The following is a 24755-nucleotide window of genomic DNA, read 5'->3' as shown; positions in this document are numbered from 1 at the left end:
TGGAAACGCTCTAATTCACACCATCCATGGCGCGGATTTTTCGCGCAGTTGCCTGCAACAGCGTGAACGCCTCGAAACGCCTGTCGTGCCATCTGGCGCGCTCAGCATCCGGCCTGTTCACCGCGCCAAGTTCCGACATGGCGTGCATGGCGGCGGCAAGATCGGGATAAGCGCCTGACGCAACCGCGCCCAGCATGGCCGAACCGAGCAGAACCGGCTCGGGCGATGTAGACGCGGCGATGACGAGGCCCGTTGTATCGGCGAGCACCTGCCGCACCAGGTTGGAACGCGCCGCGCCGCCGGAAACCACGATCGTGTCGGTTTCGATGCCCTTTGCTGCCTGCGCCTCCACGATCTGCCGCGCGCCATAGCCAAGCCCGCACAGACCCGCGAGATAAAGCGCTGTCAGGCTGTCAATCCCGGCATCGAGATCGAGGCCGGCAATGACCGCGCGCGCGTCTGGATCGGCGAAGGGCGCACGATTGCCGAGAAATTCCGGCACGACATGAATGTCGCCGATGATTGCGGCCGCTTTTTCCGCGCCGCCCCTTGCTTCCACTTCCGCAGCGAGACTATCGGCAAGGCCCTTGCCTTGAGCTGCCGCCTGCTTTTCCGCTTCCGCCGCGAACGGATGCATGTGGATCAGGTGATCGATGGCAGCGCCCGCCGCCGACTGCCCGCCTTCGTTGAGCCAAAGGCCCGGCACCATGGCCGAAAAATACGGCCCCCATACGCCATCCACGAATACCGGCTGTTCGGTGGTGGTCATGGTGCAGGCCGATGTGCCGAAGACATAGGCCATGCGCGACAATATCCGGCCTTCCGAACCGCGCGCCCCCACTGTTCCGATGCCGCCCGCATGGGCGTCGATCAGACCGGCGGCAATCGCCGTACCCGGCACAAGACCAAGATCCGCCGCAGCCTCTTCGCTCAATCCGCCGAGCTTTTCGCCACCGGCACGAACATCGGTGCCGATGCGGACAAAATTTTCATCCGCCAGTTCGCCAAGGCCGACTTGCCGGAAGTAGGCTTCGTCCCAGCGCTTTTCATGGCTAAGATAGGTCCATTTGCAGGTCACGGTGCAGGCGGAGCGCGCCAGACTGCCGCAGGATTTCCAGGTGAGGAAATCCGTCAGATCGAAAAACTGCCAGGCGGCAGCGAAGGTTTCCGGCTTGTTTTCCTTCAGCCACAGCAGCTTCGGCGTTTCCATTTCGGGCGAAATGGTGCCGCCAACATAGTCGAGAACCCCGGCCCTCGTCGCATTGATGCGTTCGGCCTGAGCGACTGCGCGGTGATCCATCCACACGATGATGTCACGCGCGGGATCATTGGACGGACCGACGGCGAGCGGCTTACCGCCCGCGCCGAGCACGACCAGCGAGCATGTGGCGTCATAGCCGATACCGGCAATGCGAGCCGGATCGACGCCGGCGGTCTTGACGGCCTCACGCACGCTTTCGCATACCGCCTGCCATATATTGGCGCTCGACTGTTCGACAATGCTGCCCGCCTTGCGCCAGATGGTGATATCGCGCTTGGCCGAAGCGAGCATCGTGCCGCTGGCATCGAAAAGACCGGCGCGGGCGCTGCCGGTGCCGACATCGACGCCGAGATAATAGCTGGTCATGGTCGTTCCCATTTACAGATCAAGGCTCTGCGGAAGAATGACCAGATCGCGAATGGTGATGTTGCGCGGGCGCGTCAGCATGAACATCACCGATTCCGCAACTTCTTTCGCTTCCATCAGGCTGCCATTGGCCAGCGCCTCGTCCAGCTTGGCCTTGGGCCAATCGCTGATGAGAGCGGTAACAACCGGACCCGGCAGAACGCCGCCAACGCGGATACCGTGCGGAGCAACCTGACGGCGAACCGTGTGGACAAAGGCCTGAACGGCGTGCTTCGACGCCGTATAGATCGGCTCCCAGATCACCGGCACGACACCGGCGACGGAGCTTGTCATGATGATATCGCCGGTCTTGCGCTCCATCATGTGCGGCAGCACGGCATGAATGGTGCGAAAGGCTGCATTGATATTGAGGTTCAACATGCGGTCCCATGCATCCGGGTCGCCTTCCCACAGCGGACCGCCGATATAGGCACCGGCATTGGCGTGAAACACGTCGAGCTGGCCAGCCTGTTCGAGTATCTGCGGCATCATGGTGGCGACCGACGCCGGATTGAGCAGATCGATGACCAGCGGCTTCGCCTTGTCGCCGAGTTCGGCGCATTTTTCGGCTAGCGCCTTCTCGTCGCGGTCGACGAGAAACACCGTCATGCCCGCTTCGACCATGTGCTTTGCGCATTCAAAGCCGATGCCGGAGGCGGCACCGGTGACGGCGCCCACTTTTCCGTTGAGATCCTGAGCCATTTGGAGAACCCTTTTTGTTAGGCGCGGCCGTGCGACTGGCGCGAGCGGCGGGCAAGAGAATCGACGATCACGGCGATGGCAAGCACTGCGCCTGTGATCATGTAGCGAAGCGAAGATGACAGATCGAGCAGCGTCAAACCGCTGGCAATCGACTGGATGACGATAATACCGAGCAGGGCCGACCATGCGCTGCCACGTCCGCCAAAGAGGCTGGTGCCGCCAATAACCGCTGCGGCGATGGCGTTGAGGTTGACGTCACCGGTACCGGCCTGCTGGCTGGAGGAGGCAAGGCGCGCTGCGGCCAGAATGCCACCGGCTGCGGCGAGAACCGAACAGGTCATGAAGGCCGACATATAGATGAATTTCACATTGATGCCGGCGCGGCGTGCAGCTTCACGGTTGCCGCCAACGGCTTGCATCGCACGGCCCCATTTGGTGCGGGTAAGCGCGTAGTTCATTGCAATGACCAGCGCCACGAACAGGCCGAACATCCACGGCACACCGCGCGACTGGTTGAGGTAAAATACCGCGCCACCGACAATAACGGTGATGACAATGGCCTTGAGCGCGATCCCGGCTGACGACGGCGCCGACAGACCGGCTTCACGGCGGCGCTGGGCGGAGCGAAACCCGGTGAAGAAGATGGCAAGTCCGGCAATCAGCACCAGCGCATAGGAAAGCGGACGCGGCATGACCAGAAGCTGGCCGAAGCTCACGAGCCACGAGCCGTAAGGCAGGTTGATCGAGCCGGTATTGCCGAGCAGGTAAAGCTGAAGCCCAAGGGCTGCGAGCAGGCCAGCCAGCGTGGAAACGAAGCTTGGCATGCTGAAGCGGTTATAGAGGAATGCGTAAAGCAGGCCGATCAGCGCGCCGGTGCAAAGTGCCGCCAGCATCGCGATCCCGACAGGCCAGCCGTGATTGACCCAGAGCACGCCGACAATCGCGGACGCCAGACCGCTGACCGAGCCGACCGAAAGGTCGATTTCGCCAAGCATCAATATGCAGACGATACCGAGTGAAATCACCCCGATAGTCGAACAGTCGAAGAGCAGGTTGACGAGGTTATTGCTCGACAGGAAAACGGGGTTCAACGTCTGGAAGACGGTCCAGATGATGACGAGGCCGACGATAACCGGCAGCGATCCGAGATCGCCGGAGCGAACACGGTCGAAGAAATTGCGCAGCGCGCCTGAAACGCCTTCGTCATGGCGCACGCGTGTATCCTGCCGGTCGAGCGGGGTATTTCCGGTTGCCTGGTTCATTATGCTTCTCCCCGATCATAGGCCTGACCGGCTTCATGCTGCGCCTGCCGCCGCTCGGCGCGGCGGGAAACGGAATTGCTGCTCGCGCCGGTTATGGCGGCAACGAGTTCCTCATTGGAGGAATCCGGATAGAAGACACCGTTGTTTCGGCCAAGCCGCAGCACGACGATGCGGTCCGCAACCGCGCGCACATCTTCCATATTATGGCTGATCATCAGGACGCCGAGCCCGCGGTCACGGACGCGTTCGATCAGATCCAGCACCTCAGCCGTCTGTGCGACGCCCAGAGCCGCCGTCGGTTCATCGAGCATGATGAGCTTCGGATCGAGCAGCAGCGAACGCGAGATCGCAACTGTCTGGCGCTGGCCACCGGACAGCGAAGCCACCGGCTCGCGCACGCTTGGAATACGCGCGGACAATTCGTTCAGAAGCTTCCACGCCTTGATTTCCATCGACACCTCATCGAGGCGGTAAGGGCTCATTTCGCGGCCAAGGAAAATATTGGCGACCACATCGAGGTTCTCGCAGAGCGCCAGATCCTGAAAGACCGTCGCAATGCCAAGATCGAGCGCAACGCCGGGCGATGAAAGCACAACCTTCTCGCCATTGAATTCAATCGTGCCGGATGTCGGCTGGTGCACGCCTGCCAGCGTCTTGATGAGGGTGGACTTTCCCGCGCCGTTATCGCCGACAAGAGCGACAACCTCGCCCGGATAGACTTCCAGATCGATATCGGTCAGCGCTGAAACAGCGCCGAAATTCTTGGATATGCCGCTGAGACGCAGCACTGGTTGCCGCGACGATGCGGTTGGTTTGTTTTCCTGGGACATGGTTCGCTTTCCCGGCATATAGCGCGATATGCCATTATCGCATGAACTCGCCCGACCGGGATACCGGCCGGGCGTATCGTTGCTTACTTGGTGATGCCGAGCGTCTTGCAGCCTTCGGCATAGCGGTCGACGCATAGCGTATCGGCGGAAACGATGTTCTTGTCGATGATCTCGGCCTTGAGGTTTTCAGCCGTCACGACCACCGGAACGAAGAGCTTCGAGGGCGTGTTGTAGAGCGTGGCCTCGGCCTTCGGGGTTTCGCCGTTCAAGAGCTGACCCGCAACGCGTGCGGCTTCGGCAGCGACAATTTCAGACGGCTTGTTGATCGTGTTGTACTGATCGCCCGAAATGATGAGCTGAAGCGCTGCAATCGTTGCATCATTGCCGGTGACCGGCGGAAGCGGGTCGATACCGGCGGCCTTCATCGCCGCAATCGCGCCGCCTGCGGTGCCGTCATTGGCAGCCACCACCCCGACGATCTGGTCGTTGAAGCGAGTGATCTGGCCGCTGGCCCACTGCTGCGCCTTGCTCGGCGCCCATTCCGGCGTGTCATATTCGGCAAGCGTCTTGTAGCCGCTATCCTTAAGTCCGGCATGAATGCCGTTCTTGATGAGACCGGCTGCGGCGTCGGTCGGCGAACCGTTGATCTGGAGAACGCCACCCTTGTCGCCCGGCACGCCCTTGTCCTTCAGGTGCTTGACCAGCGATTCCGCAATCGACTTGCCAATGGCTTCGTTGTCGAACGACACGTAAAAATCGGAGGCCGCATCCGGGATCGGACGGTCATAGGCGATGACCTTGATACCTTGCGACTGGGCGAGCTTGACCAGCGAGGCCGCCGCCGCCGTGTCAACGGCATCGAGCACGATCACCTTCGCGCCCTGCGAAATGACCGAGTTGAACTGCTGCTGCTGCTTGCTCGCATCGCCATCGGCATTGAGATAAAGCACCTTGCAGCTTTCGCAGATTTTCTTCATCTCGGCGGCAAAGCCCGGGTAGTCACGCTCCTCGTAGCGGGTCGATGCCTGATCCGGCATCAGGAAGCCGACCACTGCATCCTTCACTTCCGCCTGAGCATTGCCCGCGAAAGACGACAGCACCACCGCAGCAAAAGCTGCCTTAACAAACAGATTCTTCATGTCTCACTCCCGTTGGGTTTAATTTTGTTGTTTTTGCAACCTTGCAGACGAACTTCGCTTCACTATTCCGCCCTGAATGTGCTCCAGATAGCGATATCCAACTCCATGAAATTCCAATCATTCTGACGGCACATTGCGTTGCGGCACGCCAATCAACTCAAGCGATGCCTGACGAGGCTTTTTATGGATGAATGGAAGACTCCTCCCCGGCCTCGGCATGGGTTCACCGCTCCTCTCGGTGTATTATCACGCTGCACCATCGATAGTGCAGCATTACCATTGCGCGACAGGACGCATCCGGTCAAGAGGAAAATGACAGAGAAACCACCTCGCGCCACTTGCAGCGGATGGCGACGGCCCGCTAAGATCAAGCTGTGAATGCAGATGAAAAGCAGATTTGATGAACACTCCCCGGAAAGTAACCATATACGACATATCGGAACGAGCCGGAGTATCCGCCTCTACTGTTGCTTCCGTTATGAATGGTTCTTGGGAAAACAGGAGAATTACCAAAGCAACAGCCGATAGGGTCAGAGTAATAGCCGTTGAGCTCGGCTATACGACCAACCTTCAAGCGCGCGGATTACGCATATCCAATTCCGGGTTGATCGGCATGATCTTGCCGATGCTGGATAATCGATACTTCAGCTCGATGGCGGCGTCCTTTGAAACCGTGGCCCGATCCCGGAATCTTGTTCCGGTCGTTGCCAGCACGTTGCGCGACCCGCAGCAGGAACGCAGCACCGTGGAAACATTGATTGCCCATAATATCGATGCCCTGCTGATAGCAGGCGCGACCGATCCGGACAGCGTCGCGGAACTGTGCGAAAAAGCCCACCTGAAACACGTCAATGTCGATCTCCCGGGGAAACACGGCGCGTCCGTGATCAGCGACAATTATGACGGCGCCCGACAGTTAACCCGCCAGATTGCCGAACGCAGGCCACGCCGAGAGGAAAACAGTTTTTATTTTATCGGCGGCGTCGACAGTGACCACAACACGCGCGCACGTGTTCAGGGCTATCAGGATGAACTGGCCGCGCAGAACCTCCCGGTTCACGCTGGCACCATTTTTACGGAGGGCTATGATCCCGATATCGCCGCAGGGGCGATCCGCGCAATCTATCGAGAATTGAACGGACTGCCGGAGGCCCTTTTCGTGAACTCGACGAGCCCCTTCGAAGGCATTGTGAGCTTTCTAAAAACCCTTCCCGTTGACGAGGTTCGAGAGTGCTCCATCGGATGCTTCGACTGGGACCCTTTCATCGAGGTTCTCCACTTTCCGGTTGTGATGGCCCGGCAGAATGTTCAGGCAATGATCGAGCGAGCCTTTGAACTTCTGGACGAGCCTGCACATATGACCGACCAGCCGGAAATGATACCGACGGAATTGATCATTCCCCGAGGCGTCTGAGCTCCAGGCGAAAACGAGGCAAACACGTTTTCGCCAATGCAGGCGGGATTCTTTGAGCATTCCGGGCAAATTCGCCCGGAAATACGGACCGGAACCGCTCTAGAATTTCCCGATAACATTCAGGAACACGCCACGATCATTGAGGGTCAAATCCCGCAGATCGTCGGAGAAAGCTCCAAAATTGTAGCCTGCGCCAACCTTGAAGTTCTCGCCGACATGACGGTAGACGGCCAGCAGAGCACCGTAGTCGGTGGTCTTCGCTTCCGGCATGTGCAGGACCCTGCCTTCGACCAGCGCATCCCAGTTCTTCACGACATGAAGATCGGCTCGCACGATGCCGAGATGGGCTGACGACGTATACCAGTCGGAAAATTCCTTGCGATCATCCTCCATCTGGCGTTCCCTCACCTGACCATAGCGCATGCCGTATTTGCCGCCGACAGACAGCCACGGCATCAGGTCATAGGTGAAGTCGGCCGAGACAATATGACTGCGCTGGGCCGGACCGTATTCATCGCCGGTTATGGCGCTGACCTGATTTTCGCCGGGCAGATCGTAGACCCACGCATATTTGAACAGCGCATTCAGCCGATCGTTGTCCACGGGCCGGTAGGCATAGCCGATTGAAGCATCGACGTAATTGCCGTCGCGGAAGGAACCGTCTTCGGAAGAATCCGACAGCACGGCGTCCACATTGACCAGCAGGCGCCAGTCCTCGCTTGTCTTCCACGAAAGACCCGTTGCGAACAGATAGGTGTTGCGGTCACGGCTTCCGTCGTCAGAATCCTCGAAGCGGGCCTCGCCGCGGATGCGGGCATTGATGCCTTGCTCCTCATCCTTGTAACCGACCGAAAGCGAGACAGCCTTACGGTCGAAATTGGACCGTTCCGCTCCAGTGTCGGGATCAACCGTATCGTCTTCCACCGAACCTGCCTCGAAACCGCCGTCCACGGTCCAGACCTTATCCGGCGTATAGATCACGCCATAGGTCTTGGTGAGCGACATGCGGCGACCGAACAGGTCGTAGTTGTTTTCCGCATAGGTCGACAGCGTGTCATCGAGCTTGCGGCGCATGCCGAGCACAAAAGTTCCCTTGTCCACACCATCAAGATCATAGCTACGGTCGAGATCGAAGGCGCGGTCCGGATCGAGACGGTAGCCGAAATAATAGTTGTCGGAGGCCGTCGGCGAATAGGTGATTGCCGCCAGTCCGCCCAAACCGCTGTTGCCGTAGGATATCTCTCCTTCCAGGCCGACCTTTTCAGTCAGTTGATATTTCGTTCCGACACCCAGCCGGTCGTTGCGGCGGACGTCGCCATCCCGCGAGAGGGTTCCCTGCCCGAAAACATAGTATTTATGGTCGGCATCGGGCGCATAATCGAGCCGGACGCCGGCATCGAGCCTTTCACCGTCATAGCCGCGCTTGCCGGAATAGACTGCGATGGGGGAGCGCAATTCCGTATAGGAAACGCCGAAGGACGCTTTCCAGTAATCATCAAACTGGTGGCTGACCGTCGCCTCGCCTTTGCGCTTGGTGCGGCCACCGGTTTCACGCTGATAGAACTCGTCGTAATCCCGTCCTTCCACGTAATCATCATAGGTCAGCTTGAGGCTGGTATCCTTTGTCAGATCGAGGTTCGCATTGACGCCCCATATGCGTTCATCCACGATCACCTGTTCGGCAAGGGTTGAAAAGCCAGCTTGTTTCTCACCGTAGTATCCGCCGACAGTGCCTTTGACGCCGCCTTGGACAATGTCTTCCAGATCGACCTGGCCCCTTGTTCGCCAAGCCATCGCCGCGCGGTCGCGCGTGCCGGTGGTCGCGACGTCGCTCAAGGTGAGCCCGCCGTCAGTCGACCTTGACAGACCAAAACCCGGCCCCTTCGAGTGGGAAACCTCGGCTTCAAGGAATGTTTTTTCGGAGTGACGGATAACGACATCGGCGCCGACCGCCTGCTGGTTGGCCTCCCCGGTCGTTTCATTCATGCCGGTGACGCCGACACGCACCTTTTCGTCGAACCAGTGCTGCGCCCGGCCGCCATAGACATAACCATCCACTTCGCCGATAGCCGGCGTAAATTCGTACTGCGCGATCAGATAAATCCTGTTGCCGCCCAGTGCGCCCTCGCGGATAGCGCCGCCCGTTCCTGTCGAAGAAGACAACGGACGCTTGAGAATGACGACGCCCTGCAGGTAGTCGAGCGTGTAATCCTCTCCATAGATGAGGGTCCTGCGTTCCTTGACCTCACCTGTTACCTGATCGCGTACCTCCACGGTCAGCGTTTCGGACCCGGTGGTGATATCCTGACGCTTCAGGAAATAGGCAGAACCGCCAGTACCCAGAAACTCATCGCGTTGCGGCAGCGTGTCCGGCTGGGCCGCATAGACATTCACTTCCGTCTTGCGCTCGCCGAAGGATGTCACTTCTTCGGAATTATAAACAGCGTTCGCACCGTAAAGTCCCCGCTCCGAACGCATGAACTCGGTGCCCTTGATGGAGGCTTTGTAATTGCCCCACATCACATGGCTTGGCCCGCGATCCAGCCGCACATAGAACTTCCCATTCGTGGGCGCATCTTCCAGAACGGTCGAGTCGTCGCCATAGACAGGATAGTAGGCATCCGGATCGATACGCCGCAACAGGCTGCGCGGATCGCGATCATCGAGTCCACGGAACATGTCCTTGATCTCGCCTTCGCGACTGTCCGCTGCCGCGGTGAGGAGATATTTCCCCTTGATCTTGCCCTTCACATAAAAGGCAAGCCGCCCTTTGGTATAAACTTCGTCATATTCACCGGGACGCACATCCTCGATCCCGTTATCGCCCATACGCTTGCCGACGGTGAGATCGGCAAGGCCGACATAAAACCAGTCATTGTCCGGAATATTGATCTGACGGCTGAAGTCGAGGGCGCTGCCCTTTTCCTGACCGAGCACAGCCACATCCACGTCCTGTTCGCCGGGCGGCAGGATGCGCTGCACGACAAAGGACTGGTTCTTATCCAGCGGAACGATGCCATCCAGCGCTTTCACCTGATAGCCTTCCGGCACGTTGCGACCATAAACCGTCACCGCGCCGCCAACGACATTGATGTTGCGCGTGCCGGTATTGTCCTCGCCCATGCCCGGTGCGGGCGCTTCCGTAAGCTTGATGCTTTCCTTCGGCAATTCCTTGTCTGTACGGGCAATGGAGCGCGGCAGGGTTTCGTCGAAGCGGCCGTCCTTGTCATAGACGCGCAGAATATATTTGAACCGAGTCTTTTCGTTTTCGGTCTCCGGCATCATCCATTCCGCCTCGCCGTTGATGGTGACCGGAATGACCGCTGCCGGTTCTTCCCTCAGGGTCTTGTCCGTTTCGAAGACGCGGATTTCCGAGCGGGAAATGAAAGCCGGATAATTCGCGGTGGCGAGAAAGCGCACGGCTTCGCCAGCCTTGTAGGCCCGGCGAACCGGATTTGTCGAAACGTTGAGGATCGGGCGCGCATCAAGCCCGTCAAACTTGACCTGAATATCGACTGCGGCAAGCCCGACATCGGTCCGGCGCTGCCGGTCGGATTTGCCACTGGCAGGCTTCGGCTTGCCGGATTCTGCCAGAGTTTCACCGTCAACACTGATGGAAAACGGAAGATCCCCTGCCTCGTCGGGGCTTTCGGCTTCCGTGTTCGGCGCAATCCGCGTTTTGGCAACCGCACTATTGTCCAAAACCTTTCCGCGCAGGCGGTCTTCCGCAAACGCATCGGGCATGGCTGCATTCGTTACGGCGAGCACGCAGCCCGCAAGAAGCAGGCTGCGCTTGCGGCGAATGACGTGCGAGAGGTTGTATGAAGCCAGGAAAATCGTTTTCATTGACCTGCCTCCACACGGGTCTCAATCGTCAATTCGTATCTGCCCCTGACCGATTTCCATCTTTCGGCAATATCCTTTTCGATAGCTTCGATCCGCTTGCGGGCAAGCTTGGCGTCCGACGCAGCGCCGTAGCCGATGCGTAGCGTTGAAGGTTCGCTCTCAAGCGCTTCGATCAGGCGGTCGATGCCCTTCTGCCACTTCGGTTTCAGGGTTGCGGTAGCTGGCTCGAATGCGGCATCCGTCAGGTCGAGACGGACCACGCGGCCAATCGAAGCACCGAAATTGAGCTTCGACATCTTGCCGGCGGTGAGCCTGATGACGCGCGGGTTCTCCGTTGTCAGCCGGTAACCGGCAGGCAGCGTGCGGGTATCGAGCTTCATGATGAAGTTGGAGCCGATCCGGTTATCCGGAAGGTCCGCACAGGCAACATGGAAGCGCCCGTGCTTGTCTGTCGTCACCAGCGAACCGCGCACCGTTGCGATACGCACGCCCGGCAGGCCCGGCTCACCATCATCCTGATAGCCGTTGCGGTTGAGGTCATCGAACACCTTGCCGACGATGTCACCGCAATCGAACACCGGCTCGATGGCGATCTCGATATCGGCGCGCGCTTCGGGGGCCAGACGATTGCCGTCGAGCCCGGTTACGGTCGCCTTGTTGGTGTGCTTGCCCGGCCCTGCCGAGCTGAGAGCCAGCATCTGCAACCTGATGACCACTTCGGTGTTGGGTCCCAGCACCACATTGTCGAAGCGCACCCGCTGGCCGTTTATGACTGGCGTCACAGCCACTCCATCCACGGTTGCTGAACCGTCGACATAGCGGAAGCCGGATGGCATGAGGTCGGTGACACTTACCAAGCCGGCATTCCCGGTCGAGTGATTGGTCACCCGGATCGTGAACGGCGCCTTCTCGCCGCGCTTGATCTGTCGCAGACCGGCCTGCTTGATGATGGTTATATCGGCAGGCTTCGCTGGAGGAATGGTGATATTGGATGTGGATGTGGTCGACGGCACCGAGCCGCCGCCTTCCACCGTTCCCTGAACGGTGGCCGAATTCACCATGCCATCCGTTACACCGGCAGCGTTGTCGATATCCTCCTGTGTCAGAGCATAGGTTGCGGTGAAAACCTGTACGCCGTGGGGCTGCAGCGTCACGCTTGCAGGCGTGTAGGCTGACAGTTTCCCTGACGCTGTCTTGCCATTGAAGGTCGGGCCTTCATCCACCGGAGAGACGTTCTGGAGAACCTGACCGCCGGTATTGGTGATCTTGAAGCTGTAGGTGATCGTGTCACCCAGGCTTGCATAGCCATTATTGTCGTTATCGTTGAACTTGCCGGTTTTCTCGATCTCAAGTCGAGACAGCTCCACCGGCGGCACCACGACCTTGTCTGGCGGGCTGACGACCGGCACGCCCGTTGGCGGCGTGCCGGTGCCGGTTGCCGTATTGATGACAGCACCGGCCTCGATATCGGCCTGCGTCGGCTGATACGTCGCCCTGAAGGTCGCCTCGGCACCGGGCGCAAGCGACGCAACGGACGCTGGCTCGATAGCAACGCCCGCATTGGCCAGCAGCGGGTCGTCTACAGCAACATTCGACAAGGTTACGGCGCCTGTGTTCTTCACGACAAAGGTGTAGGCAATCGATTCACCTGGATCGATCAGGCCGTTCCCGTTGCGGTCATCCAGCTCCCCCTCCTTGTCGATGGTCATGCTCGCCGTTTCGTCCGGCGGCACCACGACCGTATCCGGCGGGCTGACGATGGGTACGCCAGTGGGAGGCGTACCCGTACCGGTCGCAGTATTCTCAACCTTGCCTGCATCGATTTCGGCCTGCGTCGGCTGGTAGGTCGCCGTGAATGTTACACTCGCACCGGGTGCAAGCGTCTGCGGCCCCGGCGACACTGCGATGCCTGCATTGGCCAGCAGCGGATCGTTCACCGTGACGTTGGTCAGTGTGACATTGCCCGTATTGCGGACAAGGAACGAGTAGCTGATCGTTTCGTCCTGATCGAGAAGGCCGTCGCCGTCCTTGTCGTTGAGCGTACCGGTCTTCTCGATCGTTATGCCGCTCGTCTGGTCCGGCGGCACGAGAACCGTGTCCGGCGGGCTGACAATGGGTTCGCCCGTCGGCGGCGTGCCCGTGCCGGTCGCAGTATTCTCAACCTTGCCTGCATCGATATCAGCCTGCGTTGGCTGATAAGTTGCCGTGAAAGTTGCGGTTCCGCCGGGTGCAAGCGTCTGCGGTCCCGGCGACACTGCGATGCCGGCATTGGCCAGCAGCGGATCGTTCACCGTGACATTGGTCAGCGTGACATTGCCCGTATTGCGAACAAGGAACGAGTAGCTGATCGTTTCGCCCTGATCGAGAAGGCCGTCGCCGTCCTTGTCGTTGAGCGTACCGGTTTTCTCAATCGTCATGCCGCTTGTCTGATCCGGCGGTACGATAACCGTGTCCGGCGGGCTGACAATGGGATCACCCGTGGGCGGCGTACCGGTGCCGGTAGCGGTATTTTCTACCTTGCCGCCATCGATATCTGCCTGAACGGCGGTGTAGGTGGCAGTGAAAGTCGCCTCGGCACCCGGAGCGAGAGTTGCAACCGATGCCGGGCTGATCGCCACACCGTATCTGGCGAGCATCGGGTCATCGACGCTGACGTCAGTCATCGTCACCTTGCCGGTGTTTTTGACCACGAAGGTATAGGTGATCGTTTCCCCTTCATCGACGAGGTTGTCTCCGTCCTGATCGTTGAGGAGACCGGTTTTGCGGATTTCAAGACCCGGAGCCCGGTCCGGCGGCACGATAACCGTGTCCGGCGGGCTGGTTATGAGTTCGCCCGTTGGCGGCATGCCCTTGCCGGTTGCGCTGTTTTCGACCTTGCCGCCATCAACATCGGCCTGAACCACCGTATAGACAGCCGTGAAGGTGGCTTCCGCGCCCGGAGCGAGCGTCTGGACCGAGGCGGGGCTGATCCGCACGCCATTTCTGGCCAGCATCGGGTCGTCGACACCGACATTGGTCATCGTCACCTTGCCCGTGTTCTTCACGGTAAATGTGTAAGTGACCTGCTCACCTGCGTCGGCAACGTTGTTGCCGTTGAGGTCGTTGAGCTCGCCCTGCTTGTCGATCGTCAGGCCGGGGGCAATATCAGCCGTGATGATAACCGTGTCCGGAGCGCTCTCGATCGTACCGCCGGACGGCGTCACGCCGGTAGCGGTGGCGGTATTTTCAAGCTTGCCCGCATCGATGTCAGCCTGTGTCGGCGTATAGGAACCGTGGAACGTGAAGGTGCCGCGCGGTCCGAGCGTCTGCGGTTCTTCGGTAACCTGTACAAGCGGATCTTTGACCGTGACGTTCTTCAGCGTAACCGAGCCCGTATTGCGGACAAGGAAGCTGTAGCTGATCGTCTCGCCGAGATCGAGGAGACCGTTACCGTTGCTATCGTTGAGCGCGCCTTGCTTGTCGATTGTCAATCCCGGCACAAGGTCCGGCGGCACCAGTTCGGTGTCGGGTTCGCTCCTGACGATCGGGCCGGAGGGCGGCGTGCCGATAGCGGTCGCAGTATTGACCACCTGGCCAGCGTCGATTTCTTCCTGAACGGGCGTATAGTTGGCATGGAAGGTGAATGTGCCGCCGGGTGCCAGCGTCTGCGGTCCCTCAATGACCGTTACTATCGCGTCCTCGACCGTGACGTCCTTCAAGGTAACGTTGCCGGTATTCTTCACAAGGAAGGCGTAGGAAATCGTTTCGCCCAAATCGACAAGCCCGTCGCCATCCTGATCCTGAAGCGTGCCGATCTTGTCGATGGTGAGCCCCGGCGTCCGGTCTGGCGGGACGACCGCCGTATCGGGCGCGCTCTCAACTGGATCGCCGTCTGGGTTATTACCCATGGCGGTCGCTGTGTTGCTCACCATGCCGGCATCAATATCGCTCTGCTGCGGCTGATAGGTCGCGGTGAAAGTCGCAGTTCCGCCTGGCGCCAGTGTCTGTGGTCCCGGCGACAGGGAAACGCCTGCCCCCGTCAGCATCGCGTCGTCCACTGTGACATTGGTCAGTGTTACGTTGCCGGTATTGCGCATAATGAAGGTGTAGGTGATCGATTCACCCAGATCGATGAGATTGTCTCCGTCGAGATCGTTGAGCGTGCCGGTCTTTTCGAGCGACAGTCCGGCCGCGCGATCCGGCGGCACGATAGCCGTATCGGGATCGCTCTCAACCGGATCCCCTGTCGGCGTTTCGCCGCTGGCGGTGGCGGTGTTTTCCACCCGTCCAGCATCTATTTCCTGCGTCGAAGACAAATAGGGAGCCGCCGTGAAAGTGAAGCTTTCACCCGGCGCGAGGGTCTGCGGGCCTTCAATGACCGTCACTTTTGAATCGTTGACGGTAACATTCGACAGCGTCACCGCCCCCGTATTGGTCACCAGGAAGGAATAACGGATCGTTTCATCAGGATCGATCAGGCCGTCGCCATCCTTGTCGTCAAGCGTGCCGGTTTTCTTGATGGTGAGCCCCGCATTCCGCGCAGGCGGCACCAGTTCCGTGTCTGGCTCACTCTCAACTGCGGTGCCGGTCGGCGTCTTGCCGGTGGCCGTCGCCGTATTCGTGACCTGCCCGGAATCGATTTCGTCCTGGCTCGGCGTGTAGGTGACCGAGAATGTTACCGAACCGTTTGGAGCAAGCGTCTGTGGGCCGGGGTTAACCGCCACACCGGCCTTGGCAAGCATCGGATCATTCACCGTCACATCCGTAAGGGTGACCGCGCCACTGTTGCGGACAAGAAAGGTGTACGTAATCGACTCGCCCGGATCGACGAGGTTATTGCCATTCGTATCGTTGAGCGTGCCTTTCTTGTCGATCGTCAGCCCCGGTGTCTGGTCCGGCGGGACGATTTCCGTATCGGGAGCGCTTTCGTGTGATGCACCGGAAGGCGTTGTGCCGGTCGCGGTTGCCGTGTTCGTTACCCTGCCCGCATCGATTTTATCCTGCGATGCAGTATAGGTTGCGGTGAAGGTTGCTTCTTCGCCGGGAGCCAAGGTCTGCGGTCCGGGAGTTACAGAAATGCCTTCCGCGGCGAGCAGTGAATCATTCACCGTCACATCGGTCAGCGTTACGTTGCCCGTGTTCCTGACGAGGAAGCTGTAGACGATCTGCTCGCCTGCATCCACGAGCCCATCACCGTCCTGGTCCTGCAGCACGCCCGTCTTGTCGATGGTGAGGCGCGGCGTCTGGTCAGGCGGCACGGTGACCGTATCGGGATCGCTTGTAAACGGTTCGCCCGATGGCGGCGTACCGGTGGCTGTGGCGGTATTAACCACATTGCCGCTGTTGATGTCCGTCTGGCTCGGTGTGTAGGTGCCGTGGAAGGTGAACTTGCCCCCCGGCGCGAGGGTCTGCGGCGCTTCATCAACGGCAACCAGCGGATCCTCCACCGTGACGCCGCTCAGCGTCACCGCGCCGGTATTGGTTACGACGAACGCGTAGGTGATCGTTTCGCCCGGATCGATCAGACCGTCGCCGTCCAGGTCGTTCAGCGTGCCAATCTTCTCGATGGTGAGGCCCGGAGTCCGGTCCGGAGGCACGTTCGCCGTGTCGGGATCGCTCTCGATTGGGTCGCCCGAGGGAGGAGTGCCGGTAGCAGTCGCCGTATTCGTCACGACCCCGGCATCGATCTCGGTCTGGTTCGGCGTGTAGGTAGCGGTGAAAACTACTGACCCGCCCGGTTGAACCGTCTGGGGTCCCGGCGTAACCGAAATGCCGGCAGCATCCAGCAGCGAGTCCTTTACCGTCACATTCGTCAGGGGAACGTCGCCGGTGTTTTCGATGCGGAAAGAATAGGTGATCGTTTCACCCGCATCGATCAGGCCATCGCCGTCAGTGTCATTCAGCGTGCCGGTTTTCTGGATCGTCAGTTTTGGATTCTGGTCGTCATTGACGATGGTGCAGATCGCATTCTGGCCGTTTGCCAGCGCAAGCTCGCCGTTGGTCAAGGGCTGGGCAGCGCTGCCGTCAACCGAACAGCTGTAGGCGCTGGCGAGATAGCCGGGCTTGTTGTCCTCGGCCAATGCATAGGAACCAGCCGGAACCGATGCGTTGGTGATAGCCGCATCGCCCATGAAGCCTTGAATGGAGTTGGCGAGGGGAGCCTTGCCTGTTGCGCGCAGCGTGAATTCAGTCGGTACCGCTGTACCCTTCTGATCGTTGATGACTTCCTTGCGCAGTGTGAGCTTCGGCTGGCAGATGGCTTCTGAATTGATTTGAGCCATGAAGCCGGTCGGTCCGGCCGATTTCACCTGCACCACAATCGTATTGAGGCCAGTCTTCCAGTTCTTGTCCAGCGTACCGCGAGCATCGCCACCCGCCCGGAACCCACCATAGAAATAAGGGTCGGCAGCTCCGAAGTTGGAACGAATATTCTGCGCAACGCCGTTCACCCAGACCTGATAAACTGAATTATCCGCATAGTAGCTCATGGCGAGGCTGAGCGACTTCGGATCGATCGCCGGATCAAGGTTGAATTGATAACGGAAGAAATAGTCGTTCGAACTGCCTGATGGCGTTGCGGCGCCGGTGGAATTGTGAGCAATCCAGTTCGCATTGCCATATGGCGATGTGATCCAGGCTGCATTCGGATTGCTTACAATGGTTGCCGCACCATAGCTGAGGCTGGCGGGGGGGAGCGCCGGTCACGGCGGTGGGTGTAACGGCCACCTGCCAGTAGTCATCGAAACCGCTCGGCTTTATGCCGCCACTGCCATTATAGGCCGTGTTGAAATAGGCACCCCCGGTCGAACAGGAAACCGTGGGCGGGCTTATAGGTGTATAAGCCGGGGTCGGCGTGGACACCGAGCAGGTAGTGCAATTCGCTGGCACATCGCCGCCGCTGATGGAATTGCGGATCTGCGACACACCGAGCGGGATGGGAGCCGCGACCGTCAGATCGATCTCTACTTCCGCTGTACCGCCCACCGGCACTTCCGGAATGGTCAACTGCACGGTGGAGGCCCCGGACACGGGGCTGGTAAATCCGTTGGCACCGGAGACGCGCGTCATCGTGGCGCCGTTCGGAATATTTTCGATGAAATCGAAGTCTCTATAGGCTCCGCCACCGGTATGGGTGACGGTCACCCTATAGGTAAGAACCTCCCCCGGCTCTGCGAGATTGTTGGCAGTGAGGCTCTCGCGGATCAGTTCCTTTTTTACAGTCGCAGTGGACGGTGTGAAGGTATTGATATCGGTAGCAGTGTTGTTGGCAGTGTTTGTATCCGGCGACCCAGTCGGCGCAGTTACGGTGGCCGTATTAACGAGATCCCCGCTGAATCCGGCCGGCACGCTCATGGCAAGCGTGTAAGTAACCGATGCGCCGGCGGGCAGATTTGCCGTAGTATTGATTGCACCCGTACCGCTCGCTGCACCGCAAATGGCCCCTCCGGTTGCTCCGCCGCACGTCCAACTTGCAGCGGTAATGCCCGAAGGAAGCGGATCGCTGATCCGCGCGCCCATGGCACCGAAAGGACCGGCATTGGACACAGTGATGGTGTAGTTGACTACCTGGCCTGCCGAATATGACGTCGCGCCATCATCCTTGGTAATCTTGAGATCAACGGGGAACTCAAGCGCAGTTGTGGGACATTTGGCGCCGTCATTGTATGACGAACCCTGCAGGCTCGATATGAGCGTTGCCTTGCCCGTCACGGGATCGAATTGATAGAAGCCACCGTTATTGTTGTTGCCGAAAATCCCGTTGGTCGCGCCAAACATGCCGCCAAAGTTGCCAGCCACGCCTGTCGCACCATGTGCAATAACGGCGCCAGTGGTTGGGTTGATTTCGTACAGCGGACCATCGTCTGGAGCAGCTGCCCAGAGCCGATTATTATACCAGGCCAGATCGTTGATGTTAACGGACTGGGATAGCGCAACCCTTGTGGCTGTCAGGGTCTTGACATTGATCCCATAAAGATCCGCGCCACTGGCAATCCAATATGTACCTCCAGGTCCGAATTCTCCGGTAACAACACCACTGGGAATGCCAGCGACACTGCCCAAATTGACCACGCCGCCCCCGGCACCAATACGAAGCAAGGAAGTGCCGCTCAACCCATAGATGAAACGATCAATCGGGTTGAGCGCAACGGCGTTATAAGTGAGCGACGATGGTGATCCGATTGGGCTTACAACAAAAGGATTTTGTGTGGCGTCGAAACGATAGAGCGCTGTGGGGGAACCCTGCGCCAGATACATTTGGGAATCACACACGAAGGGCGTCTGCGTCTGAGCACTCGCGCTGTTTGTGGGCAGAACCGCCGTTCCAACAAGCGCCAGCGAAACCAGTTTCGTGACATTACCTACTGCGGCGCGGAACGGACTCTCGGCCCAAAGTCGCGCGATGGAAGCGAAGCGGCTCGACGAACGACGAGCCGCACGACGCAGCAAGGCAATCTGAAACATGAATGGTCCCCTCAATGAACCATCCGAAGCCTTGCTTACTGCCCTCACAGAGACGGCAAGACTCCGGATAATGGTCAATCAATGGAGACGCATGCGCGAGTTAGGGCCGTCCGTATTTCAAGATTCTACGGTTTTATGAAATACTCCCTATTTCGCACAGTGAATTGCATAAGCCCATACAATGCTTGAGGCGTTTTGAGCTTAATTCATGCCTGGATCAGCAACGCGCGCAGCCGTCATTTCCGGTTGCGGACGTGCGACGGCGTGACACCTTTCTGCTTTTTCATCGTCGCCGTCAGATGGCTCTGGCTGGAAAAGCCGCTGACATATGCCACTTCTGCGATGGACATTTCGCTTTGGGCAAGGAGCCGCTCGGCATAAGCAAGCCTCAGACTCAAAAGATAACTGTAAGGCGCTTGCCCGAACGTTTCCGTAAAGCCGCTAATGAAGTGGCTGGGTGAAAGATCACAAATTGCGGCCAGATCCGCCACGGCAAGCTTGCGCGAGACATTTTCGCGCATGAAGGTCTGAACTTTTCTCGCATTGTAAAGCGAAAGTCCGGTTTTCGGTTTCGCCCGGGCTTCACCATCGTCATCGCTTTGGAAAAGGTGGACAATCAGCCTCGTAACCAATGCGTCTATTCGTGAGGGCTCAACCGCTTCCGGCTCGGCCAGGATCGCTTTTAATTGTCTCGCCACGTCGAGAGCAACCGCATCAACAGCGGGCAGAGTCATGATCGTTTCGAGCCCTATCGCATCCTGCTTTCGCAAACGGTTCGGCTTGATTGCCAGTATTACGCTTTCTTTATCTGAAGCCCATTTCACAGACACCGGGCTATTGGCTGCGCTGGCCAAAACGGCGCCCGCCTGCACTTCGGCCAGTGACATCCGACGATCACCAGATGTGTATTCGAAGGCTTTTACGGGAGCGAGAAATATTTCGATCAGATGAGCTCTTGCCACAAACGCATGAGCCCCCGGACGGCAGACGCAGTGTGCGACTTCACCTCGGGCAGTAATATGCCTGGACCGCAAGCTGCCTGGGGAAGATCGAAATAGAAGGTGCCCGCCTGTAGAATGTTCGAACAAGCCTGTGCCTGTTGCTCATCGGCAATCACCTCTTGCCGAGCTTGAACCGTCATTATATCTGTCAACCCCGCACACAAGACTCAAAACCTGAGTCTTGAAAATATTCATGATTCCCGCCCGAACCGACAATGTTCCAAAGTATTTCATATGTAAAGTTAGATATATACATTTTATAAATTTAGAGAAAACTAATATAAAGAAAGTTGCACTCCAGCAATACTCTAGTCACTTGCGATGTTTTGTCACCCCCACTCGAACAATCACATGCAGGGTCGAACTCATCGCCGTCTGGAAGATTTAAGCAGTCATCCCAGTTCTTCGAAAAAGCAACGCTTTCCAGCTGAAAGCATTTGCAAATGTTGACATCCGATCGTTGAAGCGGTCGTCTTGGGTTGATACGAAATCAGCGAAATCAACAACAGCAACAGACAATCAGGCAAAGCATTCTGTGGAATCATCGGGGATCAGAATGGACACGATGGCGCCGCCGCCCGGTCGATTTTGGAATTCAAGCTTTCCGCCATGGGCGGCCGCTATCGCCTGCACAACCGACAGGCCAAGCCCCGTTCCCCCGGTCGCCCTCGAACGAGACGCGTCCCCGCGCCAGAAAGGATTGACGCCAATGTCATTCATGTTTTCTGGAAAGCCGGGACCTCGATCCAGGATGCGTATGGCGATGAAACCGTCTGCTGTCAGTTCGGTCTGGCATCGCAGCACTCCGCCCGCCGCGGCATAATGGCAAGCATTTTCCAGAAGTGCGAGGATAGCTTGCCGGATGCGCTGGCGATCAGCTATCGCCACCCTTGGCGACAATTCTCTTTCGACAGCAAGCTTGCTTGCTTCGAGCATCGGCTTGGCTGAATCAAGCACGGTTTCCACCAGTCCGGCCACCTCAAAGCGCTCGCGGTCCATGACGAGTTTTTGTCCTATCGCCAGCGACAGCGTTCGCAAATCCTCCACAAGACGGGACAGGCCCTCTACCTGCAGCAAAAGGCTCGCCACCGTTTTCGTGTCCATCGGGAAAACGCCATCCACCATGCCCTGCATGGAGCCACGCAATATGGTTAGCGGTGTGCGCAACTCATGCGCTACGGCCATATTGTTGAAGCGCAGCCGTTCTTCCATGGTTTCGAGGCTGGTTGCCAGCGCGTTGAAACTTTCAATGAGGCTTTTGACCTCTACCGTGCTCGTATGAGATTCCGCCAGCCGGACGGAAAAATCGCCCGATTTAAGTCCTTCCGCCACCAGCGTTAACTGCTCCAGAGGCCGTGCGATCCTTCGTGCCAGATATATTCCGATGACACTGCAAATGAGCGCCGAAAACAGGCCGCAGACGAGCACGGACAGGTACAGCTGGAAGTCCACCGGATCAGAAAGACCATCGAGATGATCGAACAGCTCCCTTATCGCCGCCGGTTCCGGAACGATGCCGGCATTCATATCGCGGTAGGCCTTGGCAGCATTGGCAGGCAGGCTCCTTATTACCCCCTCCTCCAGATAGGCGGCATAAGAGGTCACCCCCAGATAGGCCAGGCCGACACTGAGCACCAGCATGGCAGCGATTATGATGGCAGTCAGAGTGGCAAGCGGAAGAGTGGGCAGCTTCATTTGGGGTCCGCCAGGCGATAACCGATACCGCGGACCGCGGGGAAGAAATCTGTCTGCCCGAGCGCTTCCAGCTTCTTTCGCAGATTGGATATATGCGTATCCACAGTGCGGACCAGCGCATCACTTTCCGGCAGACAGGCATCCAGAATATCGGCACGGTCGAAGGCGTGGGTCGGACGGCGCACCATGTAAGCAAGGATTCTGAATTCGCTAAGCGTTAGCTGGAGAGCAATCCGTTCGCCGTTACAATTGACGAAGGCCGAGTAGGCATTGAAATCTACTTCAATCGCCCCGAAGCGGCGAAGCGCCTCCTGCTGATCCCCTTTTGTACGGCGCAGCACCGCCTTGACGCGAGCCACCACTTCCTGCGGATTGAACGGTTTGACGACATAATCATCAGCACCGAGACGGAGGCCGCTGAGCCGATCGATGTCCTCGGCCAGTGCGGTCACCATGATGACCGGCGTATTTCGGGTTTGCCGCAGACGTGCGAGCACGGCGAAACCATCAAGCTTGGGAATGCGAACATCGAGCAGAACGATATCCGGCGAGAGCAGCGCGTGATGTTGCAGCGCCGTTTCGCCGTCGGCGGCCCGCACCGTGCGATAGCCTTCCCGCACGAGATAGGCATCCAGGATCTGCGCAATTTCGGGCTCATCCTCCACTATAAGAACGAGACTATTGTCCACGAGCGGCTCCAGAAATAGGTCATTGATAATAACGGGGTAGAAATCTGCGCGGACTATGGCCCGCAAATCCTCGACGTGCAATTTCCAAACAATAGGCACGCCGTCCAGAGACCGGTTTTAGACACTTTGCCGGTTCGATCTTCGCAGAGTCTTGATAATCGGCCTTCAAACCGCAGTCGTTCAACTCTTTCGAGGTGTCGACATGCAGGAAACAGTCCTTGGCGCAAGCGATTCCCGCTCGACGGCCAGCGTCCCCCAACACTCCGGGCCTGCCGCCCGATCAACGCAACTTCTGGTCCGTTCTGTTCTGGCTGCGAGCTTCATCCTCGTGATATTTCCGTCGGTTGACCTGAACATTTCGCGCATTTTTGCGGATGGCCATGGTTTCCCATTGTCCGAAAATCCGTTTCTGAAGGCTGTGCGAGACCTAAACCGGCAGGGCTTGATCTATCTTCTGCCTTTCATGGTGCTCGCGATCGGCCTCCATGCTTTCCTGCCGCGCAAATTTTCCTTTTGCCCGCCGCATAAGGCCCTGTTCGTGCTGCTGAGCTTCATGCTGGGGCCCCTGATTACAGTGCAGTTGCTGAAGAACACCATTGGAAGAGCGCGCCCGCGCGAAATCGTCGAATTCGGCGGGACAGCCGATTTTACGCCCGTATGGCAATATGCGGCGGCTTGCAGGCACAGTTGCTCCTTTCCCTCCGGTGAAGCCGCGGTGGCCGCCGCAACCCTGTCGCTGATCGTCTTCACACCCTCGCAATGGCGAGCCATCGCAACGGCAGTCGCGGTTCCGGTCCTGTTTTTCGTTTCGTTTAACAGGGTGATTTTCGGCGCCCATTTCCTGTCTGACGTCATAGTTTCCTGGGGTCTGGTCCTGTGCCTGATGATGTGGCTCTGGCGACGCATTTCCAGCCAGGCGACGGCAATCGACAACGGCGTAAAGCAATTCGGTACGAGGTTTTACGCTGGCCAAGCACGCGGCATTTCTCCATGGAACCTTGACAAAGCTGACGAAAAGTCCGGCACGCACACTCCTCGCCGTAACGGACAATAATCATGCTGGCCGAACAATTTTCCCGTTCCACGTCCGCCCCCAAACGACCCGAAACGGGTCAACCCCATCACAATGCGGAGGCAAGCAGCCGGAATGTTCCGCTGAAACATCTGGCTGCTTCCCATTCGATATTGCGACAGACGATCGGTATCGTTTCGCGACTGAAGTTTCGCAAAACCATGGCTTTCCTATTGAGAGGGAGCCTGTCGCCACGGCTTACTCTGCGCTGGCTCAGATTTCTCGGTGAATTCACGGAGCAGCACACTTTCGCTCCCCCTCATGACGATCTTATCCGCAAATCGCTTTCGTCGTTCCTCGTGCATCGCATGGCACGGAAGACCCGCCTCAACATTCTCATCCAGCATTTCGAACTGGCGCGCCAGTTATTGTGCCCGCATCTGTTGCAAGCGCTCTGGCGTGGCGAAAAGATCGAGCTTGGAACAATTTGCGGCAGGGAACATGCGTATCGCCTGCAACTGCTGCTCTCTGACCATTGCGGCAGCCGGCACGAAGGCGTGTTTGCCGTACGGCTGGTGAGTGCGGCAGATGACGCACTTCTTTGCATGGGGAGCTTCGTGTTCGTGCATCGTCCGGGCGATTCATACAGCCTTGTTGTCGGCGGCTTGCAAGGCCCGGCCCATGCGGAAGCCAAGCGTGCGATAATTTCCGCAACCCGCGATCTCGGCGGTTTACGACCGAAAGATGCGATCATGCTGGTACTGAAAGGGTTGATCGCGCATGGCGCCACGCCCTATCTGATTGCCGTCGGCAACGCCAGCCATGTGATCAATCACCGCGCCTCGAAACGGCGAAAAAGAAAACTGCCGAATCTGGATGCATATTGGGTTGATCGTGGCGGAGTTCCCTTTCCGCCCTTCGGGTTTCGAATTCCAGCCGACCCTGCAATTAATGGCGGATGCGGCAGCCGACGCAGCAATACAAAAATCGCGTTCTGGAAAATCGGTGCGAATCTGATCACGCGCAAAGGCAATAAATGACAGATCGCTGAAGACGG

14 protein-coding genes are annotated in these 24755 nt (G+C 58.4%); 3 read left to right on the top strand and 11 right to left on the bottom strand.

Translation table 11 applies throughout. From position 1 onward, the window contains the following. Positions 1-10: 10 nt before the first annotated feature. The 5 genes from F9K78_RS06505 to F9K78_RS06485 all read right to left on the bottom strand — a co-directional run bounded on the left by F9K78_RS06505 (position 11) and on the right by F9K78_RS06485 (position 5599). Positions 11-1627 (bottom strand): FGGY-family carbohydrate kinase, encoded by a 1617-nt coding sequence (locus tag F9K78_RS06505; RefSeq protein WP_151682106.1) that lies wholly within the window; start codon positions 1625-1627, stop codon positions 11-13. Between the two features lie 12 nt (positions 1628-1639). After that, positions 1640-2368, bottom strand: coding sequence for an SDR family oxidoreductase (locus tag F9K78_RS06500; RefSeq protein WP_121986641.1), 729 nt, complete (start codon positions 2366-2368; stop codon positions 1640-1642). Positions 2369-2385: 17 nt separating this feature from the next. Further along, entirely contained in the window at positions 2386-3630 is a 1245-nt protein-coding gene (locus tag F9K78_RS06495) for a sugar ABC transporter permease (protein WP_006468281.1), read from the bottom strand. Further along, entirely contained in the window at positions 3630-4460 is an 831-nt protein-coding gene (locus F9K78_RS06490; RefSeq protein ID WP_121986640.1) for an ATP-binding cassette domain-containing protein, read from the bottom strand. Before F9K78_RS06490 ends, F9K78_RS06495 begins: the two co-directional genes overlap by 1 nt. Before the next feature lie 83 nt (positions 4461-4543). Further along, the gene (locus F9K78_RS06485; RefSeq protein WP_121986639.1) at positions 4544-5599 is read right to left on the bottom strand and encodes an ABC transporter substrate-binding protein; all 1056 of its coding nucleotides are present in this window, start codon (positions 5597-5599) and stop codon (positions 4544-4546) included. 400 nt (positions 5600-5999) lie between these two features. Here F9K78_RS06485 and F9K78_RS06480 point away from each other — a divergent pair, with 400 nt between their 5' ends. Next, positions 6000-7013, top strand: coding sequence for a LacI family DNA-binding transcriptional regulator (locus F9K78_RS06480; RefSeq protein ID WP_121986638.1), 1014 nt, complete (start codon positions 6000-6002; stop codon positions 7011-7013). Between the two features lie 99 nt (positions 7014-7112). Here the strand turns inward: F9K78_RS06480 and F9K78_RS06475 are convergent, their stop codons facing one another. From F9K78_RS06475 to F9K78_RS06450, 6 genes are all read right to left on the bottom strand, one after another. Further along, on the bottom strand, positions 7113-10859 hold the full coding sequence (locus F9K78_RS06475; RefSeq protein WP_121986637.1) for an RHS repeat domain-containing protein: 3747 nt from the start codon (positions 10857-10859) through the stop codon (positions 7113-7115). Beyond that, positions 10856-17326 carry a DUF7507 domain-containing protein gene (locus tag F9K78_RS06470; protein WP_151682105.1) on the bottom strand — a complete coding sequence of 2157 codons (6471 nt, stop codon included), beginning with the start codon at positions 17324-17326 and terminating at the stop codon, positions 10856-10858. The genes F9K78_RS06475 and F9K78_RS06470 overlap by 4 nt, the downstream gene beginning before the upstream one ends. Positions 17327-17360: 34 nt before the next feature. Next, entirely contained in the window at positions 17361-19301 is a 1941-nt protein-coding gene (locus F9K78_RS06465) for a DUF11 domain-containing protein (RefSeq protein WP_121986635.1), read from the bottom strand. 236 nt (positions 19302-19537) lie between these two features. Then, positions 19538-20188 (bottom strand): helix-turn-helix domain-containing protein, encoded by a 651-nt coding sequence (locus F9K78_RS06460; protein ID WP_121986634.1) that lies wholly within the window; start codon positions 20186-20188, stop codon positions 19538-19540. 633 nt (positions 20189-20821) lie between these two features. Further along, positions 20822-21997: an ATP-binding protein gene (locus F9K78_RS06455; protein ID WP_121986632.1), complete on the bottom strand. Its 1176-nt coding sequence runs from the start codon at positions 21995-21997 to the stop codon at positions 20822-20824. Then, the gene (locus tag F9K78_RS06450; protein ID WP_121986664.1) at positions 21994-22686 is read right to left on the bottom strand and encodes a response regulator; all 693 of its coding nucleotides are present in this window, start codon (positions 22684-22686) and stop codon (positions 21994-21996) included. The genes F9K78_RS06455 and F9K78_RS06450 overlap by 4 nt, the downstream gene beginning before the upstream one ends. Before the next feature lie 202 nt (positions 22687-22888). On the opposite strand from F9K78_RS06450, the gene F9K78_RS06445 reads away from it, so the two are divergent. Next, positions 22889-23740, top strand: a complete 852-nt coding sequence (locus F9K78_RS06445; RefSeq protein ID WP_122066791.1) for a phosphatase PAP2 family protein — start codon at positions 22889-22891, stop codon at positions 23738-23740. Positions 23741-23742: 2 nt separating this feature from the next. Then, on the top strand, positions 23743-24738 hold the full coding sequence (locus F9K78_RS06440; RefSeq protein ID WP_174813339.1) for a DUF535 family protein: 996 nt from the start codon (positions 23743-23745) through the stop codon (positions 24736-24738). The last annotated feature ends 17 nt before the right edge of the window (positions 24739-24755 follow it).

It is taken from the genome of Brucella pseudintermedia, assembly GCF_008932435.1.
GTDB lineage: Bacteria > Pseudomonadota > Alphaproteobacteria > Rhizobiales > Rhizobiaceae > Brucella > Brucella pseudintermedia.
The sequence above is the reverse complement of the archived record's forward strand: the minus strand, read 5'-3'. Positions and strand labels throughout refer to the sequence as shown.

Coding starts and splice junctions, on each gene's coding strand:
- F9K78_RS06505 (WP_151682106.1), bottom strand. CDS start 1,627: ATGACCAGCTATTATCTCGGCGTCGATGTCGGCACCGGCAGCGCCCGC.
- F9K78_RS06475 (WP_121986637.1), bottom strand. CDS start 10,859: ATGAAAACGATTTTCCTGGCTTCATACAACCTCTCGCACGTCATTCGC.
- F9K78_RS06490 (WP_121986640.1), bottom strand. CDS start 4,460: ATGTCCCAGGAAAACAAACCAACCGCATCGTCGCGGCAACCAGTGCTG.
- F9K78_RS06470 (WP_151682105.1), bottom strand. CDS start 17,326: ATGAGCTACTATGCGGATAATTCAGTTTATCAGGTCTGGGTGAACGGC.
- F9K78_RS06440 (WP_174813339.1), top strand. CDS start 23,743: ATGCTGGCCGAACAATTTTCCCGTTCCACGTCCGCCCCCAAACGACCC.
- F9K78_RS06445 (WP_122066791.1), top strand. CDS start 22,889: ATGCAGGAAACAGTCCTTGGCGCAAGCGATTCCCGCTCGACGGCCAGC.
- F9K78_RS06455 (WP_121986632.1), bottom strand. CDS start 21,997: ATGAAGCTGCCCACTCTTCCGCTTGCCACTCTGACTGCCATCATAATC.
- F9K78_RS06500 (WP_121986641.1), bottom strand. CDS start 2,368: ATGGCTCAGGATCTCAACGGAAAAGTGGGCGCCGTCACCGGTGCCGCC.
- F9K78_RS06480 (WP_121986638.1), top strand. CDS start 6,000: ATGAACACTCCCCGGAAAGTAACCATATACGACATATCGGAACGAGCC.
- F9K78_RS06485 (WP_121986639.1), bottom strand. CDS start 5,599: ATGAAGAATCTGTTTGTTAAGGCAGCTTTTGCTGCGGTGGTGCTGTCG.
- F9K78_RS06495 (WP_006468281.1), bottom strand. CDS start 3,630: ATGAACCAGGCAACCGGAAATACCCCGCTCGACCGGCAGGATACACGC.
- F9K78_RS06465 (WP_121986635.1), bottom strand. CDS start 19,301: ATGTTTCAGATTGCCTTGCTGCGTCGTGCGGCTCGTCGTTCGTCGAGC.
- F9K78_RS06460 (WP_121986634.1), bottom strand. CDS start 20,188: ATGTCACTGGCCGAAGTGCAGGCGGGCGCCGTTTTGGCCAGCGCAGCC.